This is a genomic window from Nocardiopsis akebiae (assembly GCF_018316795.1).
Lineage (GTDB): Bacteria > Actinomycetota > Actinomycetes > Streptosporangiales > Streptosporangiaceae > Nocardiopsis > Nocardiopsis dassonvillei.
Genome location: NZ_CP074132.1, coordinates 116,798 through 131,450, shown reverse-complemented (window position 1 = coordinate 131,450; position 14,653 = coordinate 116,798). Strand labels below are relative to the sequence as shown.

The following is a 14,653-nucleotide window of genomic DNA, read 5'->3' as shown; positions in this document are numbered from 1 at the left end:
CGTTACCACGTCGCCCACCGTGCCACCGGGAGCACGCGCCCGGAGCCCGTCAGGCCCCGCCCCCGCCGCGCGCCAGTCGCCCGAAGTGGCTCACCGCCGCGCCCAGGGCGAAGTGCGCGGCCTGGTGCTCGGTCATCGGGACCACCCCGGCCGGAACGGTCACCCGGAAGGGGAACTCCTCGTCCGGCCGGATGCGGAAGTCGTCAATCACTCCCTGGGACAGGAGCATGGTCAGGGCCTCACGGACCTGACCGCTGCGGTTGTCTGACGCCCAGATCGACATGTCCCCAACCCTAGCCCGGCGGCGGTCCTCCCTCGGGTGGAACGGCGGACACTCCCCCGGGCCGACAACGGAGACGGGCGGGCCGCGACCGCGACCCGCCCGTGCTCCGGGGACGGACACGACCCCCGTGGTGTCCGTCCCCGCCGCCCGCCGCTGCCGTCCGTCGTCCCCCGACGGCGGACGCGGCGGACGGAGTCCGTGGCGCCTCAGCCGCCCTCGGGCAGCCGGGCCTGTCCCGCGAGGACGTTCGCGGTCAGGCGGCGCAGCGCCAGCCTGGTGGCCTCGAACTCCTCCTCGGGGAGGTCGATGACCCTTCCGATCGCCTCCGGGATCCCCTCGGCGCGCTCCCTGAGCCGCCGGCCCTCCTCCGTGAGGACGACGAGGACGGAGCGCTCGTCCCGCGGATCGCGTCCCCGGACCAGCAGTCCCCGGGCCTCCAGCCGCTTGAGCAGCGGCGTGAGGGTTCCGTAGTCCAGTTGGAGCACGGAACCGAAGTCCTTCACCCAGCACTCGCCGCGCTCCCAGAGCAGCATCATCACCAGGTACTGGGGATAGGTCAGCCCCAACGGCTCGAGCAGCGGCCGGTACAGGTTGGTGACCGCACGCGACGCCGCGTAGAGGGCGAAGCACATCTGCTCGTCCACTGCGGGAAGAGGGAAGCCGCCCGCGGGGGCGGGGGATCGGTCGGCCATCGCCACCATCGTAGTTACCCCGCGCCCGATTTCCAAAGCCCGCAATTACCTTGCGCACAAAGAAAAGTGGTACGGGGTCCCCCATGCGCGCCGAACGGGGTCGTCGCAGGTCGGACCGGGCGCCGTCGCCGCGTCCCGGAGTCCCAGCCGTCACCCGCCGTCGCACGGGCGCCGCCGCGCGAGGACGGCGCGAGTCCACCGAGGGCGGTGCGCCCACGGCGGACGCCGGCGGCGCGGTGTCCCCCGCCCCGTATCTGTTCGCGCACCCGCGCGTCCGGCCGAGCGGGCACGAGGAACCCCCGGACTATCCGCGATCCTCCCGGCGGGGCAGCAGGCGCTTGACCACCTTGCCCGTGGCGTTGCGCGGCAGCTCGTCCACGACCACCACGTCGCGCGGCACCGAGAACCGCCCGAGCACCCGCCGCACGTGCATCCGCACCCGGTTCGGGTCCACTCCCCGGCCCTCGTGCGGCACCACGTACGCCGCGAACCGCTGCCCGAACTCCTCGTCGGGCACACCCGTCACCACGACCTCACGCACCTCGGGAAGCGTCACGATCGCCTCCTCCACCGGCCGGGGAAACACGTTCTCCCCGCCCGAGACGATCATGTCGTCGTCCCGCCCCGCCACGTGCAGCAGCCCGTTCGCGTCCACGTGACCCCGGTCGCCGGTCTCCATCAACCCGTCCGCGACCCTCCTGCTCCGACCGTCCGTGTAGCCGTCGAAGAGCATGTCGTTGCCGACGTGGATCGACCCCTCCGTCCCCGGAGGCACCTCCGCCCCGCCGGAGTCCAGGACCGCGATCCGCGTCCCCAGGGGCGGACGGCCCGCCGTCGTCGGAGACAGCCGCATCTCCCCGGGCGTCGCGATCGTCGCCCACGACACCTCGGTCGACCCGTACAGGTTGTAGAGCACGTCGCCGAACGCGTCCATGAAGCCCGTGATCAGCTGCGGGCTCATCGCCGAGCCGCTGCACGCCACGATCCGCAGCGACGACGTGTCGTACCGCTCGCGCGTGGAGCGGGGCAGGTCCATGATCCGCCGCAGCATCACCGGAACCGCGAACAGCGCCGTGCACCGCTCCTCCTGGACCGTGCGCAGCGCGTCCTCCGGCTCGAACAGCCGCCTCATCACCAGCGTCGCCCGCATCGACATGCCCAGCTGCACACCCGCCAGCCCCCACGTGTGGAAGATCGGCGCCGACACCAGGATGCGGTCCGAGGAGCGCAGCGGGATACGCGACAGCACCGACGCCGCGTCCTGCGGACCCCTCGGAGTGGGCCTCCGCGCCCCCTTGGGCGCGCCCGTCGTCCCCGACGTCAGCACGACCAGCCGACCGGGACGCTCCGGCGGCTCCGGATCGGCCTCCGAGACCTCCCGCGCCCGCCACGGCAGCCCCGACCCCCCGTCGGAGGTCTCCCCCCAGGCCGTCACCCGCGCGACACCGGGACCGAGCTCGGCGCACACCCCCTCGAACTCGGCGTCGGCGACGACCACCGACACCCCGTTGTCCCGCACGGTCGCGGCCAGCTGACCCGACGACAGCCCCGTGTTCAGCAGCACGGTGTCGGCCCCCAGGCGCCCGCAGGCCACCATCGTCTGCACGAAACCGCTGTGGTTGCGGCACAGCACGCCCACGCGCGCACCCGCGCCCACACCCGCGCGACGCAGGTCCCGGGCCAGCTCGCGGCCGCGCAGGTCCATCTCTCGGAAGGTCGTGGGACCCCGCTCGTCGACGACCGCGACGGCGTCGGGCACGCGCTCGTTCGCGGCGGCGTAGCCCCCGGCGATCGTGGCGCCCCAGACGCGCAGCGCGCGGAGCTGGCGGGCGACCCTGTCGGGGCGTCCCGGGCTGAGCACACCGGCGCGGACGAGCACCCGCACCGTTTCCAGGACGTGTCGCGTGCGGGAGGGGGCGGGCGGGCCTTCGGCGTTGGGCGCCATGGTGTCTCCGAGGGGCCGACGGGGACGGGCGAAGCGTTCCGCGCCTCACCGGGGAGCCTTCGCCGCGTGACTCCCCGGAAGTACTGCGACCGTAGGCGAGGAACCCCCGCCGTTTCTCCGTCCCCGGATGAGTCCCCGTCGGCGCGCGGTTGTCACCCCCGCACGAAGGACGGGTGCGCGGCAACCCCCGGGCACCGCGGCGGGGCCGCCGCGCTCGCCGGGCGCCCGCGAACCCCGGACGCCCGGCGGCGTTCCTCCCCGTCCCGAGCGGCGTCGCCCGCCGCGCACGGTTCCCGAGGACCGAGGGGCCCGCCCGGTCCACCGGCCGACGCGCACGGGCCCCGGCCCGAGGGAGGGGTACGGGACCCGCCCGGTTCACATGTCGATGACCATCTGCTCACCGGTCGGCTCCGTGCTCCCCGCCTCCGCCTCCAACGACACGCGCAGCTCGTCCGGGTGCCCCATGTCGTCGGCCATCCCCGCGTGCCTGCCCTCCGCCGACGGCTCCAGCGTTCCCGCGGGGCGCACACCGCCCTCGTCCGCCCACCACATCCGGTAGGTCATCCCGGACGGAGCCGACGGCAGCCCCTCCACCATCAGCACCGCCGCGTCCTTCTCGTAGGAGGCGAAGACCGTCGCCCGCGCGTCCCCGAGCGGAGCCTCCAGCATGTTCGTGTCGGAGGCGGCGAGCAGCGCCTCCAGTTCCGCCGCGTGCCGGGTCTGGGATTCCAGCCGCTGACTCACCGACACCAGGGAACCCGCCAGCACCACCGCGACCAGAGCGCAGGCCGCCGCCAGGGTCCACGGAAGCCAGCGGGCCCGACCGCGCAGCGGCACGACCCGGGCTCCCGCGGGCCGCTGCGCGGCGGGCGGCAACTGCCGGGTCCGCAGGGCGTCCGAGCGGATCGCCTCCCACACCCGCGGACGCGGCTCCCGCGTCTCGGCGGCGGCCAGGAGCAGCGCGGTCTCCCGGAAGTCCGCCAGGTCGCGGCGGCAGTCCTCGCACTCCGCCAGGTGCCGCTCCGCGGCCTCGGCCTCCTCGCGCTCCAGGGCGTCGACCGCGTACCCCGCCGTCAGCCCGTGCGCGTCCGCCTCGTTCACGCGCCCACCCCCAGGCAGTCGCGCAACCGGATCAGGCCGTCGCGCAGCCTTCCCTTCACCGTGGTCAACGGAACCTCCAACAGGTCGGCGGCCTGCCGCTGCGTGTATCCCGTGTAGTACGTGAGCCGGACCGCCTCGCGCTGGGCCTCGGTGAGCCCGTGCAGGCACCTGCGCACCCTCTCCCGCTCCAGACGGTGCTCGACCTGGTCGGGCACCGCGTCCGGGGACGTCGCCCCGGACTCCCGGCGCCCGGCGGCGGCGAGCCGGGACGACGCCGCCTGCTCCGAGCGCACCCGGTCCACGGCCCGCCGGTGCGCGATGGTCAGGACCCACGCGGCCGCGCTCCCCCTCGACCGGTCGTAGCGGGAGCAGGTCCGCCAGACCTCCAGGAACACCTCCTGGCAGACCTCCTCCGCTTGGGCCTCGTCCAGCACCACCCGCCGGGCGATCCCGAACACCCGGCCCGACAGCTCCCGGTAGACCCCCTCGAAGGCCGCGAGATCACCCGTCGCGGTCTGCTGGAGGAGCCGCGCCAGGGGATCGCCCCCCGCTTCATCGGGGAGACCGGGCTCTCCCCGGTCCCACTCGGCCGTACGCTCCATCGGCCACCACCTCTTCTCCGACCTCCCCCCGCATTCGGCACCGGAGGGGGTCCGGCGACTCCAGCCTGACGCACGTTATGCAACCGTTACGAACATTGCCGTCGCCTCCTCCGGACCGGCACCGAACCGGGGGCATGCCCGACACCACACGCAGCACCCGCCGGGGGCCGGCCGCGCTAGCCGGACTCGTGGCCGCCGCGTCCGCGCTGGCCGTGGCCGAGGTCGTCGCGGCGGCTCTGTCCCTCCCCGCCAGCACACCCCTGCTGGCCGTCGGGGACGCGGTCGTCGACCTGGCCCCGCCGCCCGTGAAGCAGTTCGCCGTGGACGCGTTCGGCACCGCGGACAAACCCGCCCTCCTCCTGGGGACCGCCATCCTCCTGGCCGCGGCGGCCGCCCTACTCGGCGCGGCCTGCGCACGGCGCAGGGCCGTCGGACCGGTCGGCGTCGCCGCCTTCACGGCCGTGGGCCTGGCCGCCGTGCTCACCCGCCCCGCGAGCGGCCCGCTCGACGCGCTGCCCACCCTGGCGGGCGGCGCCGTCTGCGTCGTAGTCCTGCTCCGGCTGGTCCACGCCGCCACCCCCGAGGCGAGCGCCGCCGACCCCACCGCCGACCCGACGGCCGGTACCGGATTCGACCGGCGCCGGTTCGCCCTGCTCGCCGGAGCCGCGGCCGCCGCCTCCGCCGGTGCCGGAGCCGGCGCCCGCCTCCTGGCCGCGTCCTCCCCCACCGCCCGGCTCACCCCCGCGGACGTGGTGCTCCCGCGCCCGGCGGACCGGGCGGCCCCGCTCCCGGAGGGCGCCGAACTGGAGCTGGACGGCCTCTCCCCCTTCTTCACGCCCAACGAGGACTTCTACCGGATCGACACCGCGCTGTCGGTACCGCGCCTCGACGCAGCCGCGTGGTCCCTGCGCGTCCACGGCCTCGGGGTCGAACGGGAACGGGTGTTCACCTACACCGACCTGCTCGACCACCCCGGGCTCAGGGAACGCGACATCACCCTGGCCTGCGTGTCCAACCCGGTCGGGGGACCCTACGTCGGCAACGCGCGCTGGACCGGCGTGCCGCTGGCAGCCCTGCTCGCCGAGCTGGGCGTCCGCTCCCCCGCGGACGGCGGCCCGGCCGACCAACTGGTGGCGCGCTCGCAGGACGGCATGACCATCGGTACGCCCGTCGCCGACGTCATGGACGGCAGGGACGCCCTGCTCGCCGTCGGCATGAACGGCCGCCCGCTCCCCTACGAGCACGGGTTCCCCGTCCGCATGGTCGTCCCCGGGCTGTACGGATACGTGTCCGCCTGCAAGTGGATCACCGACATCGAGCTGACCACGTTCGACGCCTTCGACGCCTACTGGGTGCCCCGCGGCTGGTCCGAGCGCGGCCCGGTCAAGACCCAGTCCCGCGTCGACACGCCCCGGGACGGCGCCGGCCTGAGGCCCGGCCGCGTCATGGTCGCCGGGGTGGCGTGGGCCCAGCACACCGGCATCGACCGGGTCGAGGTGCGTGTCGGCGACGGCCCGTGGACCCCCGCCCGGCTCGCCGAGGAGGACACCGCCGACACGTGGCGGCAGTGGGTCCTCGCCTGGGACGCCGAACCCGGCGAGCACCGGATCTCGGTCCGCGCCACCGACCGCGACGGCGCCACCCAGACCCGCGTCGGGGCGCCGGTCGCTCCCGACGGGGCGACCGGACACCACACCGTCACCGTGACCGTGGCCTGACTCCGGCCGCCACAGCAGACTCCGGGCCGCACCGGCCCGGTCCACCCATCACCGAGGAGAGGAACGACATGCACACGATCACCAGGGGACGGCTCCAGCGGCTTCTCGCGTCCGGGGCGCTGAGCCTCGTCGCGGCGTTCGGTCTCGCGGCGTGCAACGACGGTGCCGCTGGGGAAGGCGACGGCGTGGAGAGCCAGGAGGCGTCCGAGGAGCCCATGGAGGACGGGGCCTCAGAGGAGCCGATGGGCGAGATGGACGAGGAGCCCATGGAGGAGGGGATGTCCGAGGAGTCCATGGACGAGATGGACGAGATGGACGAGATGGACGAGGAGCCCATGGAGGAGGACATGGAGATGGAGGACGAGGGGATGTAGTGCGCTCCCTTCGCCCCCGCACCCGCGGCGGGGCCGCCGCGCGCACCGCGCGGCGGCCCCGGGCAGCTGCCACGGTCGGTGGGAGCTAGCCGGTCACTGTGATGGGCGAGGACGGGTCATCGGCGTTGGTCACCTCGTAGACCGCCTCGAAGGGGGCCTCCGTAGCGCTCGTCGGGCAGCCGAACCCGCCCGTCACCTCGACCGGGGCCGCGGTGTCGAAGGCCAGGGTCGAGGAGGGGGAACCGTTGGTCCACGTGCCGCCGATGGCGGCGGGCGCGTCAGGGCTGACCGTCGCGGTGCACGAGGCCAGGCCGCTCGTGTTCACCACGATGCCCCCGGCGGGGATCACCATGGTGCCGACGGTCGGCGACCCGTGCTGCATGGTCATCTCCCACACGGGGTCGGCCACGGTGACCGTCGCGGACACCAAGGGGACGTTGGTCGAGCAGTCCGTGAAGTCCGGGGCGTTGATGGTCGAGGAGACCGCGCCGCCGGGGTTGTGGTTGCCGGGAGCCGCGGGAACCAGGTTGTTCCCGTTGCCCGGAGAGGTGGACGACGCGTCGCAGGTCACCACGACGCCGCCGGCGGTGAAGGTGGCGCTGCCGCTCAGGGCGGCCTCGAAGGCCGCCCCGGCGGGCGTCACCGTGGTCGGACCCTGCTGGGCGGAGGCGCTGCCGCCCCAGGCCAGGGCCAGGACACCCGCCGCGACCGTCGCCAGGAGGGCGCGGGCGGGGGATATCGGTCGCGGAACCGACATGGGTACTCCTTGTGTGTGACGGCCGGACGGCACACGGACGCGCCGCACGGCGGGGTCGGGGGGTTGTACGCGCCGAATCGGTAGACGTGGTTTTCCTGTGGCCTCCGGGGACACACGGGCCCGTGACGCTCTCCGCGCTTGTCCCCGGTGGTACGGGGCCGGTTCAGTCCCCGGCGCGGGGGTCCGGAGGAGCCTCCCCGCCCTCCTCCTCCCGCTCCCGGCGCCTCCGTCCCCGGCCCCTCCGCCGGGGCGGCCGGACGACCGGCCGCCAGGAGAAGGCCAGCCCGCCACCGGCCAGCGCCAGCAGGGTGCCGACCACCAGACCGCCCAGGTTGGACAGGATGAGCGCGCCCAGACCGAGGAACCCCGCCAGCGAACCGGTGATGACGTGCTGGTTCGGGGTGAACCAGGTGACCAGGCCCAGAACGGCGAGCATGCCGCCGAACATCAGCGAGGAGACCCCGCCGACACCGGTCTGGATCATCAGCTCCACCGGCATCGCGACGAGCGAGGCCATGACGGCGCCGGAGAGGATCATCAGGAGCCCTCCCGCGAAGGGGCGGCGCTTGCGCCATCCGCGCCAGCGCGCACCCGCGCTCCGCGACGGCTTCAGAAGCACTCGTCGTCCCCCATGCTGATGCCCAGGCTCAGGCCGGAGAGGCGAAAGGTCCCGGCGCTGGCGGCCCTGGCCGTCTGCTCCAGGTCCTCGATCACGATGGTGTCGGACTGCATGCCGAACAGGTCGTTGAACCCCCGCGACCCCTCCGGGCCCTGGTCGAGGGTGCCCGCGTCGCGGCCGATCTCGATGTTCTCGAAGGAGGCGTTGCCGTCCATCTGCGACATGTCGATCACCAGGTTCTCCGCGACGACCGGGGTGCCCCGGTCGCCGGCGGTCAGCCGGAGCGAGATCTGCCCGACGATGGGGAACTCGGTGAGGACGGACTGGCACAGCCCCTGGATCTCGGCCTCCCGGATCCCGGCGACGGCCACCGGCACGGCCTCCTCGCGGACCGTCTGGTCCAGCCAGCCGTACTGGACGAAGCCCTCGCCGTTCAGCTGCTCCGCGGAGATCTTGAAGTCCTGACCGGAGACGGTGAAGGAGGCGGCGAGGGCGCCCTGGGCCATGGCGACCAGGATGCCGCCCACGGCCACGCCCGCCGGGATCGAGAAGAGCGCGAAGCGCTTCCAGCTGGTGTGGCTCTCGGGAGTGTCGGGGGATGTGGTGTCCATGCATGTCCTTCCATGGGTGCATGGCCGCGCTGCGCCTGCCGTCCCCCCGAACCTTCGGCACGCGGCCTGGTCGCGGTCGTCCCCGTCTGTCGGGGCTCCGGACCAGAGTCCGTTCCGGTAACGCTGCACATCATGTATTGCATCCGAGGGGATTTCAAGGGTTTTCTCCGAACTTTCCCGCCTTTTTCGATTTTCACGCCAAACGCGGGCATGGCGCTGTTTGTGACTGCCCTGAGCTGCGAGAACGTACGAATGTGCTTGTCGGGGGCGCGGTACGGCATTTGACGGTGAGCGCTTTTTGTCATTCCGGTGAGTGTTCTTCCCCGCCCGTCTCCTCAACCGGGTGAGTCGTCGGTGGCCGCTCCCGATGTCCGTGCCCGGGTGCGCGCGCGGGTCGATGTGTGAGCGGCGACACGTGGGATGCGGTTTGCTCGGTGTTCACGAGGGGGGTAGTGTTCTCCGAGTCGCCACGGGACGGCGAGCGGCCCTCGGGCCGACTCGGAACCGGACCGGGTCCGGCGACACCCCTCCTCCCCTCAACCGAACCGGTTCGAGCACCGCTCTGCATCGGCTAGGCTTCGGGAGGCGCTTCCAAGGAAACACGGAAGCGGAACAGGAAACGGGCTCTACCCCGATCAGAAACACCGCAAACCGCCGATTTGGCGGGGCGCGGAACACCTGATAAAGTAAAGACACAACAAAGCGGAAACGCACAACGCCTTCGGCGGAAAAGCTCACAGCAGCTTGTACACGAAGAGCGGTTGTTTCTTGAGAACTCAACAGCGCGTGTTTGATTTTCTTTAAGCCATGTTTGTTTTGGCCCCGTCACACGGAACCACACCGGTTCGTGTGCGGAGGTTCCTTTGATTAGCCGGGGTGACCCGGTTGGTCAGGATTACTTCTAGGTTTACCCGCCCGAACGGACCCTCCGGGGAACGCGGGCCGGGTTGAGTGACCTTTATGGAGAGTTTGATCCTGGCTCAGGACGAACGCTGGCGGCGTGCTTAACACATGCAAGTCGAGCGGTAAGGCCCTTCGGGGTACACGAGCGGCGAACGGGTGAGTAACACGTGAGCAACCTGCCCCTGACTCCGGGATAAGCGGTGGAAACGCCGTCTAATACCGGATACGACCCGCCACCTCATGGTGGAGGGTGGAAAGTTTTTCGGTCAGGGATGGGCTCGCGGCCTATCAGCTTGTTGGTGGGGTAACGGCCTACCAAGGCGATTACGGGTAGCCGGCCTGAGAGGGCGACCGGCCACACTGGGACTGAGACACGGCCCAGACTCCTGCGGGAGGCAGCAGTGGGGAATATTGCGCAATGGGCGAAAGCCTGACGCAGCGACGCCGCGTGGGGGATGACGGCCTTCGGGTTGTAAACCTCTTTTACCACCAACGCAGGCTCCCAGTTCTCTGGGGGTTGACGGTAGGTGGGGAATAAGGACCGGCTAACTACGTGCCAGCAGCCGCGGTAATACGTAGGGTCCGAGCGTTGTCCGGAATTATTGGGCGTAAAGAGCTCGTAGGCGGCGTGTCGCGTCTGCTGTGAAAGACCGGGGCTTAACTCCGGTTCTGCAGTGGATACGGGCATGCTAGAGGTAGGTAGGGGAGACTGGAATTCCTGGTGTAGCGGTGAAATGCGCAGATATCAGGAGGAACACCGGTGGCGAAGGCGGGTCTCTGGGCCTTACCTGACGCTGAGGAGCGAAAGCATGGGGAGCGAACAGGATTAGATACCCTGGTAGTCCATGCCGTAAACGTTGGGCGCTAGGTGTGGGGACTTTCCACGGTTTCCGCGCCGTAGCTAACGCATTAAGCGCCCCGCCTGGGGAGTACGGCCGCAAGGCTAAAACTCAAAGGAATTGACGGGGGCCCGCACAAGCGGCGGAGCATGTTGCTTAATTCGACGCAACGCGAAGAACCTTACCAAGGTTTGACATCACCCGTGGACTCGCAGAGATGTGAGGTCATTTAGTTGGCGGGTGACAGGTGGTGCATGGCTGTCGTCAGCTCGTGTCGTGAGATGTTGGGTTAAGTCCCGCAACGAGCGCAACCCTTGTTCCATGTTGCCAGCACGTAATGGTGGGGACTCATGGGAGACTGCCGGGGTCAACTCGGAGGAAGGTGGGGATGACGTCAAGTCATCATGCCCCTTATGTCTTGGGCTGCAAACATGCTACAATGGCCGGTACAATGGGCGTGCGATACCGTAAGGTGGAGCGAATCCCTAAAAGCCGGTCTCAGTTCGGATTGGGGTCTGCAACTCGACCCCATGAAGGTGGAGTCGCTAGTAATCGCGGATCAGCAACGCCGCGGTGAATACGTTCCCGGGCCTTGTACACACCGCCCGTCACGTCATGAAAGTCGGCAACACCCGAAACTTGCGGCCTAACCCCTTGTGGGAGGGAGTGAGTGAAGGTGGGGCTGGCGATTGGGACGAAGTCGTAACAAGGTAGCCGTACCGGAAGGTGCGGCTGGATCACCTCCTTTCTAAGGAGTCTTTACAGGTCGGCATTACTTCTACAGCCGGCCGGACTCGAAAGTGGACCTGGTGCTGCGTGCAGCATCCAGGATGGCTCAAAGACGAATCGAACTTGACCTCGGGCGACTAGAAGCGTCCGGGGGCGCGCTGTTGGGTGTCTGAGGAAGCAACCTCTGCTCCGTTCGGGAGTGGGTGTTGGTTCCCGCGGACCGCCTCTGAGAACTCTCGGTGGGTGTGCGGACCTTGATGTTCGCTGCTTGTGGCCGATGTGGTGTTGGGGTATGCGGTTGGTGTTTTGATTTGTGAATAGTGTGCGCGAGCATCTTATTATCTGTAGTGGCCAAGTGATAGTGGCACACGGTGGATGCCTTGGCACCAGGCGCCGATGAAGGACGTGGGAGGCCGCGATAGGCCACGGGGAGCTGTCAACCGAGCTGTGATCCGTGGGTGTCCGAATGGGGAAACCTAGCCCGAGTTGTGTCGGGTTGCCGCCATCTGAATGTATAGGGTGGTTGGTGGTGACGCGGGGAAGTGAAACATCTCAGTACCCGTAGGAAGAGTAAACAACAGTGATTCTCCTAGTAGTGGTGAGCGAACGGGGAAGAGGCTAAACCGTAGGCGTGTGATAGACGGCAGTCGTTGCGTTTGCGGGGTTGTGGGACATGTCTGTTCAGGTCTGCCGGCCTGGAGCGTTGATGTCGGTGGTAGTTGAAACCGTTGGGAAGCGGTACCGGAGTGGGTGAGAGTCCCGTAGATGAAGGTACCGGCTAGACGTTGATGTGTTCCCGAGTAGCGCGGAGCCCGTGAAAGTCCGTGTGAATCTGGCAGGACCACCTGCTAAGCCAAAATACGTCCTGGTGACCGATAGTGCACTAGTACCGTGAGGGAAAGGTGAAAAGTGCCCCGGTGAGGGGTCGTGAAATAGTACCTGAAACCGTGTGCTGTCAAGCCGTCAGAGCTGGACCTTCGGGTGTGGTGATGGCGTGCCTTTTGAAGAATGAGCCTGCGAGTCATGGTGTGTGGCGAGGTTAACCCGGGTGGGGTAGCCGTAGGGAAACCGAGTCTGAATAGGGCGGTTGAGTCGCATGCTGTGGACCCGAAGCGGAGTGATCTACCCATGTCCAGGGTGAAGCGGGGGTAAGACCTCGTGGAGGCCCGAACCCACCAGGGTTGAAAACCTGGGGGATGAGGTGTGGGTAGGGGTGAAAGGCCAATCAAACTCCGTGATAGCTGGTTCTCCCCGAAATGCATTTAGGTGCAGCGTCGCGTGTTTCTTGCTGGAGGTAGAGCTACTGTTTGGCTGATGGGCCCGACAAGGTTACTGACGTCAGACAAACTCCGAATGCCGGTGAAGTGAAGCGTGGCAGTGAGACTGCGGGGGATAAGCTTCGTAGTCGAGAGGGAAACAGCCCAGATCATCAGCTAAGGCCCCTAAGCGTGTGCTAAGTGGGAAAGGTTGTGGAGTTGCTGAGACAACCAGGAGGTTGGCTTAGAAGCAGCCATCCTTTAAAGAGTGCGTAATAGCTCACTGGTCAAGTGGTTCTGCGCCGATAATGTAGCGGGGCTAAAGCACACCGCCGAAGCTGTGAAGCTCAAGACTTGTTCTTGGGTTGGTAGGGGAGCGTCGTGCGTCCGGTGAAGCTGCCGAGTGATCGTGTGGTGGAGGGCGTGCGAGTGAGAATGCAGGCATGAGTAGCGAAAGCAACGTGAGAAACGTTGCCGCCGATTGACTAAGGGTTCCTGGGGCAGGTTAATCCGCCCAGGGTGAGTCTGGACCTAAGGCGAGGCCGACAGGCGTAGTCGATGGATAACGGGTTGATATTCCCGTACCCGTGCACGAGCGTCCAGTACTGAATCAGGTGATGCTAACCACGCTGGTGGTCTTGGGTCCCTTCGGGGAGCTTTGGCTTACTGGTCTGGGAACCGAGCTTGTAGTAGGTAAGTGATGGGGTGACGCAGGAGGGTAGCTCTACCCGGCGGTGGTTGTCCGGGGGTAAGCGTGTAGGCTGAGGGGTTGGCAAATCCGCCTCTCGTGTGAGCTGAGACGTGATGCCGAGCCGTTTTTGGTGAAGTGAGTGATCCCATGCTGTCGAGAAAAGCCTCTAGCGAGTTCGTGTGTGGCCAGTACCCTAAACCGACGCAGGTGGTCAGGTAGAGAATACCGAGGCGTTCGGGTGAACCATGGTTAAGGAACTCGGCAAATTGTCCCCGTAACTTTGGGAGAAGGGGAGCCCTGTCTGGTGACGGATCTTGCATCCTGAGCTGGGTGGGGTCGCAGATAGCGGGGGGAAGCGACTGTTTATTAAAAACACAGGTCCGTGCGAAGTCGTAAGACGCTGTATACGGACTGACGCCTGCCCGGTGCTGGAACGTTAAGAGGACTGGTTAGTGGGGGTTCGCCCCTGCGAAGCTGGGAATCTAAGCGCCAGTAAACGGCGGTGGTAACTATAACCATCCTAAGGTAGCGAAATTCCTTGTCGGGTAAGTTCCGACCTGCACGAATGGCGTAACGACTTCCCCACTGTCTCAACCATGGGCCCGGTGAAATTGCACTACGAGTAAAGATGCTCGTTTCGCGCAGCAGGACGGAAAGACCCCGGGACCTTCACTATAGCTTGACATTGGTGTTTGGGATGGTTTGTGTAGGATAGGTGGGAGCCGGTGAAGCTGTCACGCTAGTGGCGGTGGAGGCGTTGGTGAAATACCACTCTGACTGTTTCGGGCATCTAACTTTGGACCGTGATCCGGTTCGGGGACAGTGTCTGGTGGGTAGTTTAACTGGGGCGGTTGCCTCCCAAAGAGTAACGGAGGCGCCCAAAGGTTCCCTCAGCCTGGTTGGTAATCAGGTGTTGAGTGTAAGTGCACAAGGGAGCTTGACTGTGAGACGGACGTGTCGAGCAGGAGCGAAAGCTGGGACTAGTGATCCGGCACCGGCGTGTGGAAGCGGTGTCGCTCAACGGCTAAAAGGTACCCCGGGGATAACAGGCTGATCTTCCCCAAGAGTCCATATCGACGGGATGGTTTGGCACCTCGATGTCGGCTCGTCGCATCCTGGGGCTGGAGTTGGTCCCAAGGGTTGGGCTGTTCGCCCATTAAAGCGGCACGCGAGCTGGGTTTAGAACGTCGTGAGACAGTTCGGTCCCTATCCGCTGTGCGCGTTGGAGACTTGAGAAGGGCTGTCCCTAGTACGAGAGGACCGGGACGGACGAACCTCTGGTGTGCCAGTTGTCCTGCCAAGGGCATGGCTGGTTGGCTACGTTCGGGAGGGATAACCGCTGAAAGCATCTAAGCGGGAAGCTTGCTTCGAGATGAGGTCTCCTGCCTCCTTGAGGGGGTAAGGCTCCCTATAGACGATGGGGTTGATAGGCCGGGTGTGGAAGCCCTGTGAGGGGTGGAGCTGACCGGTACTAATAGGCCGAGGGCTTGTCCGCTGCAGATAATTGGATGTTCGCGCACACTTTTCACGGAG

Annotated in this window: 10 protein-coding genes and 2 rRNA genes; 4 read left to right on the top strand and 8 right to left on the bottom strand. The window is 67.6% G+C overall.

The genetic code is table 11. The features are described from left to right. Positions 1-49 precede the first annotated feature (49 nt). From KGD83_RS00625 to sigK, 5 genes are all read right to left on the bottom strand, one after another. Entirely contained in the window at positions 50-283 is a 234-nt protein-coding gene (locus tag KGD83_RS00625; protein WP_212642029.1) for a hypothetical protein, read from the bottom strand. A gap of 206 nt (positions 284-489) precedes the next feature. After that, positions 490-984 (bottom strand): MarR family winged helix-turn-helix transcriptional regulator, encoded by a 495-nt coding sequence (locus KGD83_RS00620; RefSeq protein WP_212642028.1) that lies wholly within the window; start codon positions 982-984, stop codon positions 490-492. Positions 985-1,279: 295 nt separating this feature from the next. Continuing rightward, complete coding sequence (locus KGD83_RS00615; protein WP_212642027.1) at positions 1,280-2,920, bottom strand: AMP-binding protein; 1,641 nt, start codon at positions 2,918-2,920, stop codon at positions 1,280-1,282. 375 nt (positions 2,921-3,295) lie between these two features. Continuing rightward, complete coding sequence (locus KGD83_RS00610; RefSeq protein WP_212642026.1) at positions 3,296-4,021, bottom strand: anti-sigma factor; 726 nt, start codon at positions 4,019-4,021, stop codon at positions 3,296-3,298. Then, the gene (gene sigK / locus KGD83_RS00605) at positions 4,018-4,623 is read right to left on the bottom strand and encodes an ECF RNA polymerase sigma factor SigK (protein ID WP_212642025.1); all 606 of its coding nucleotides are present in this window, start codon (positions 4,621-4,623) and stop codon (positions 4,018-4,020) included. Before sigK ends, KGD83_RS00610 begins: the two co-directional genes overlap by 4 nt. A 134-nt stretch (positions 4,624-4,757) precedes the next feature. Between sigK and KGD83_RS00600 the strand changes: the two genes are divergently transcribed. Together KGD83_RS00600 and KGD83_RS00595 are read left to right on the top strand one after the other, a co-directional pair. Then, positions 4,758-6,341 carry a molybdopterin-dependent oxidoreductase gene (locus KGD83_RS00600; protein WP_212642024.1) on the top strand — a complete coding sequence of 528 codons (1,584 nt, stop codon included), beginning with the start codon at positions 4,758-4,760 and terminating at the stop codon, positions 6,339-6,341. A gap of 68 nt (positions 6,342-6,409) precedes the next feature. Further along, positions 6,410-6,715 (top strand): hypothetical protein, encoded by a 306-nt coding sequence (locus tag KGD83_RS00595; protein ID WP_212642023.1) that lies wholly within the window; start codon positions 6,410-6,412, stop codon positions 6,713-6,715. 85 nt (positions 6,716-6,800) lie between these two features. Here KGD83_RS00595 and KGD83_RS00590 read toward each other — a convergent pair whose 3' ends face one another. From KGD83_RS00590 to KGD83_RS00580, 3 genes are all read right to left on the bottom strand, one after another. Then, on the bottom strand, positions 6,801-7,472 hold the full coding sequence (locus KGD83_RS00590) for a hypothetical protein (protein WP_212642022.1): 672 nt from the start codon (positions 7,470-7,472) through the stop codon (positions 6,801-6,803). A 163-nt stretch (positions 7,473-7,635) separates the two neighbouring features. Further along, complete coding sequence (locus tag KGD83_RS00585; protein WP_275956944.1) at positions 7,636-8,091, bottom strand: DUF6114 domain-containing protein; 456 nt, start codon at positions 8,089-8,091, stop codon at positions 7,636-7,638. After that, positions 8,082-8,702: a DUF6230 family protein gene (locus KGD83_RS00580; protein WP_212642021.1), complete on the bottom strand. Its 621-nt coding sequence runs from the start codon at positions 8,700-8,702 to the stop codon at positions 8,082-8,084. The genes KGD83_RS00585 and KGD83_RS00580 overlap by 10 nt, the downstream gene beginning before the upstream one ends. 957 nt (positions 8,703-9,659) lie before the next feature. On the opposite strand from KGD83_RS00580, the gene KGD83_RS00575 reads away from it, so the two are divergent. After that, a 16S ribosomal RNA gene (locus KGD83_RS00575) occupies positions 9,660-11,192 on the top strand. 329 nt (positions 11,193-11,521) lie between these two features. Beyond that, positions 11,522-14,616: ribosomal RNA gene (locus tag KGD83_RS00570) — 23S ribosomal RNA — on the top strand. The 16S and 23S rRNA genes sit together here, the layout of an rRNA operon. Positions 14,617-14,653: the final 37 nt, after the last annotated feature.

Bases quoted from the DNA above. Each gene is read 5' to 3' on its own strand.
- KGD83_RS00625 (WP_212642029.1), bottom strand. From the start codon at position 283: ATGTCGATCTGGGCGTCAGACAACCGCAGCGGTCAGGTCCGTGAGGCC.
- KGD83_RS00620 (WP_212642028.1), bottom strand. From the start codon at position 984: ATGGTGGCGATGGCCGACCGATCCCCCGCCCCCGCGGGCGGCTTCCCT.
- KGD83_RS00615 (WP_212642027.1), bottom strand. From the start codon at position 2,920: ATGGCGCCCAACGCCGAAGGCCCGCCCGCCCCCTCCCGCACGCGACAC.
- sigK (WP_212642025.1), bottom strand. From the start codon at position 4,623: ATGGAGCGTACGGCCGAGTGGGACCGGGGAGAGCCCGGTCTCCCCGAT.
- KGD83_RS00600 (WP_212642024.1), top strand. From the start codon at position 4,758: ATGCCCGACACCACACGCAGCACCCGCCGGGGGCCGGCCGCGCTAGCC.
- KGD83_RS00595 (WP_212642023.1), top strand. From the start codon at position 6,410: ATGCACACGATCACCAGGGGACGGCTCCAGCGGCTTCTCGCGTCCGGG.
- KGD83_RS00590 (WP_212642022.1), bottom strand. From the start codon at position 7,472: ATGTCGGTTCCGCGACCGATATCCCCCGCCCGCGCCCTCCTGGCGACG.
- KGD83_RS00580 (WP_212642021.1), bottom strand. From the start codon at position 8,702: ATGGACACCACATCCCCCGACACTCCCGAGAGCCACACCAGCTGGAAG.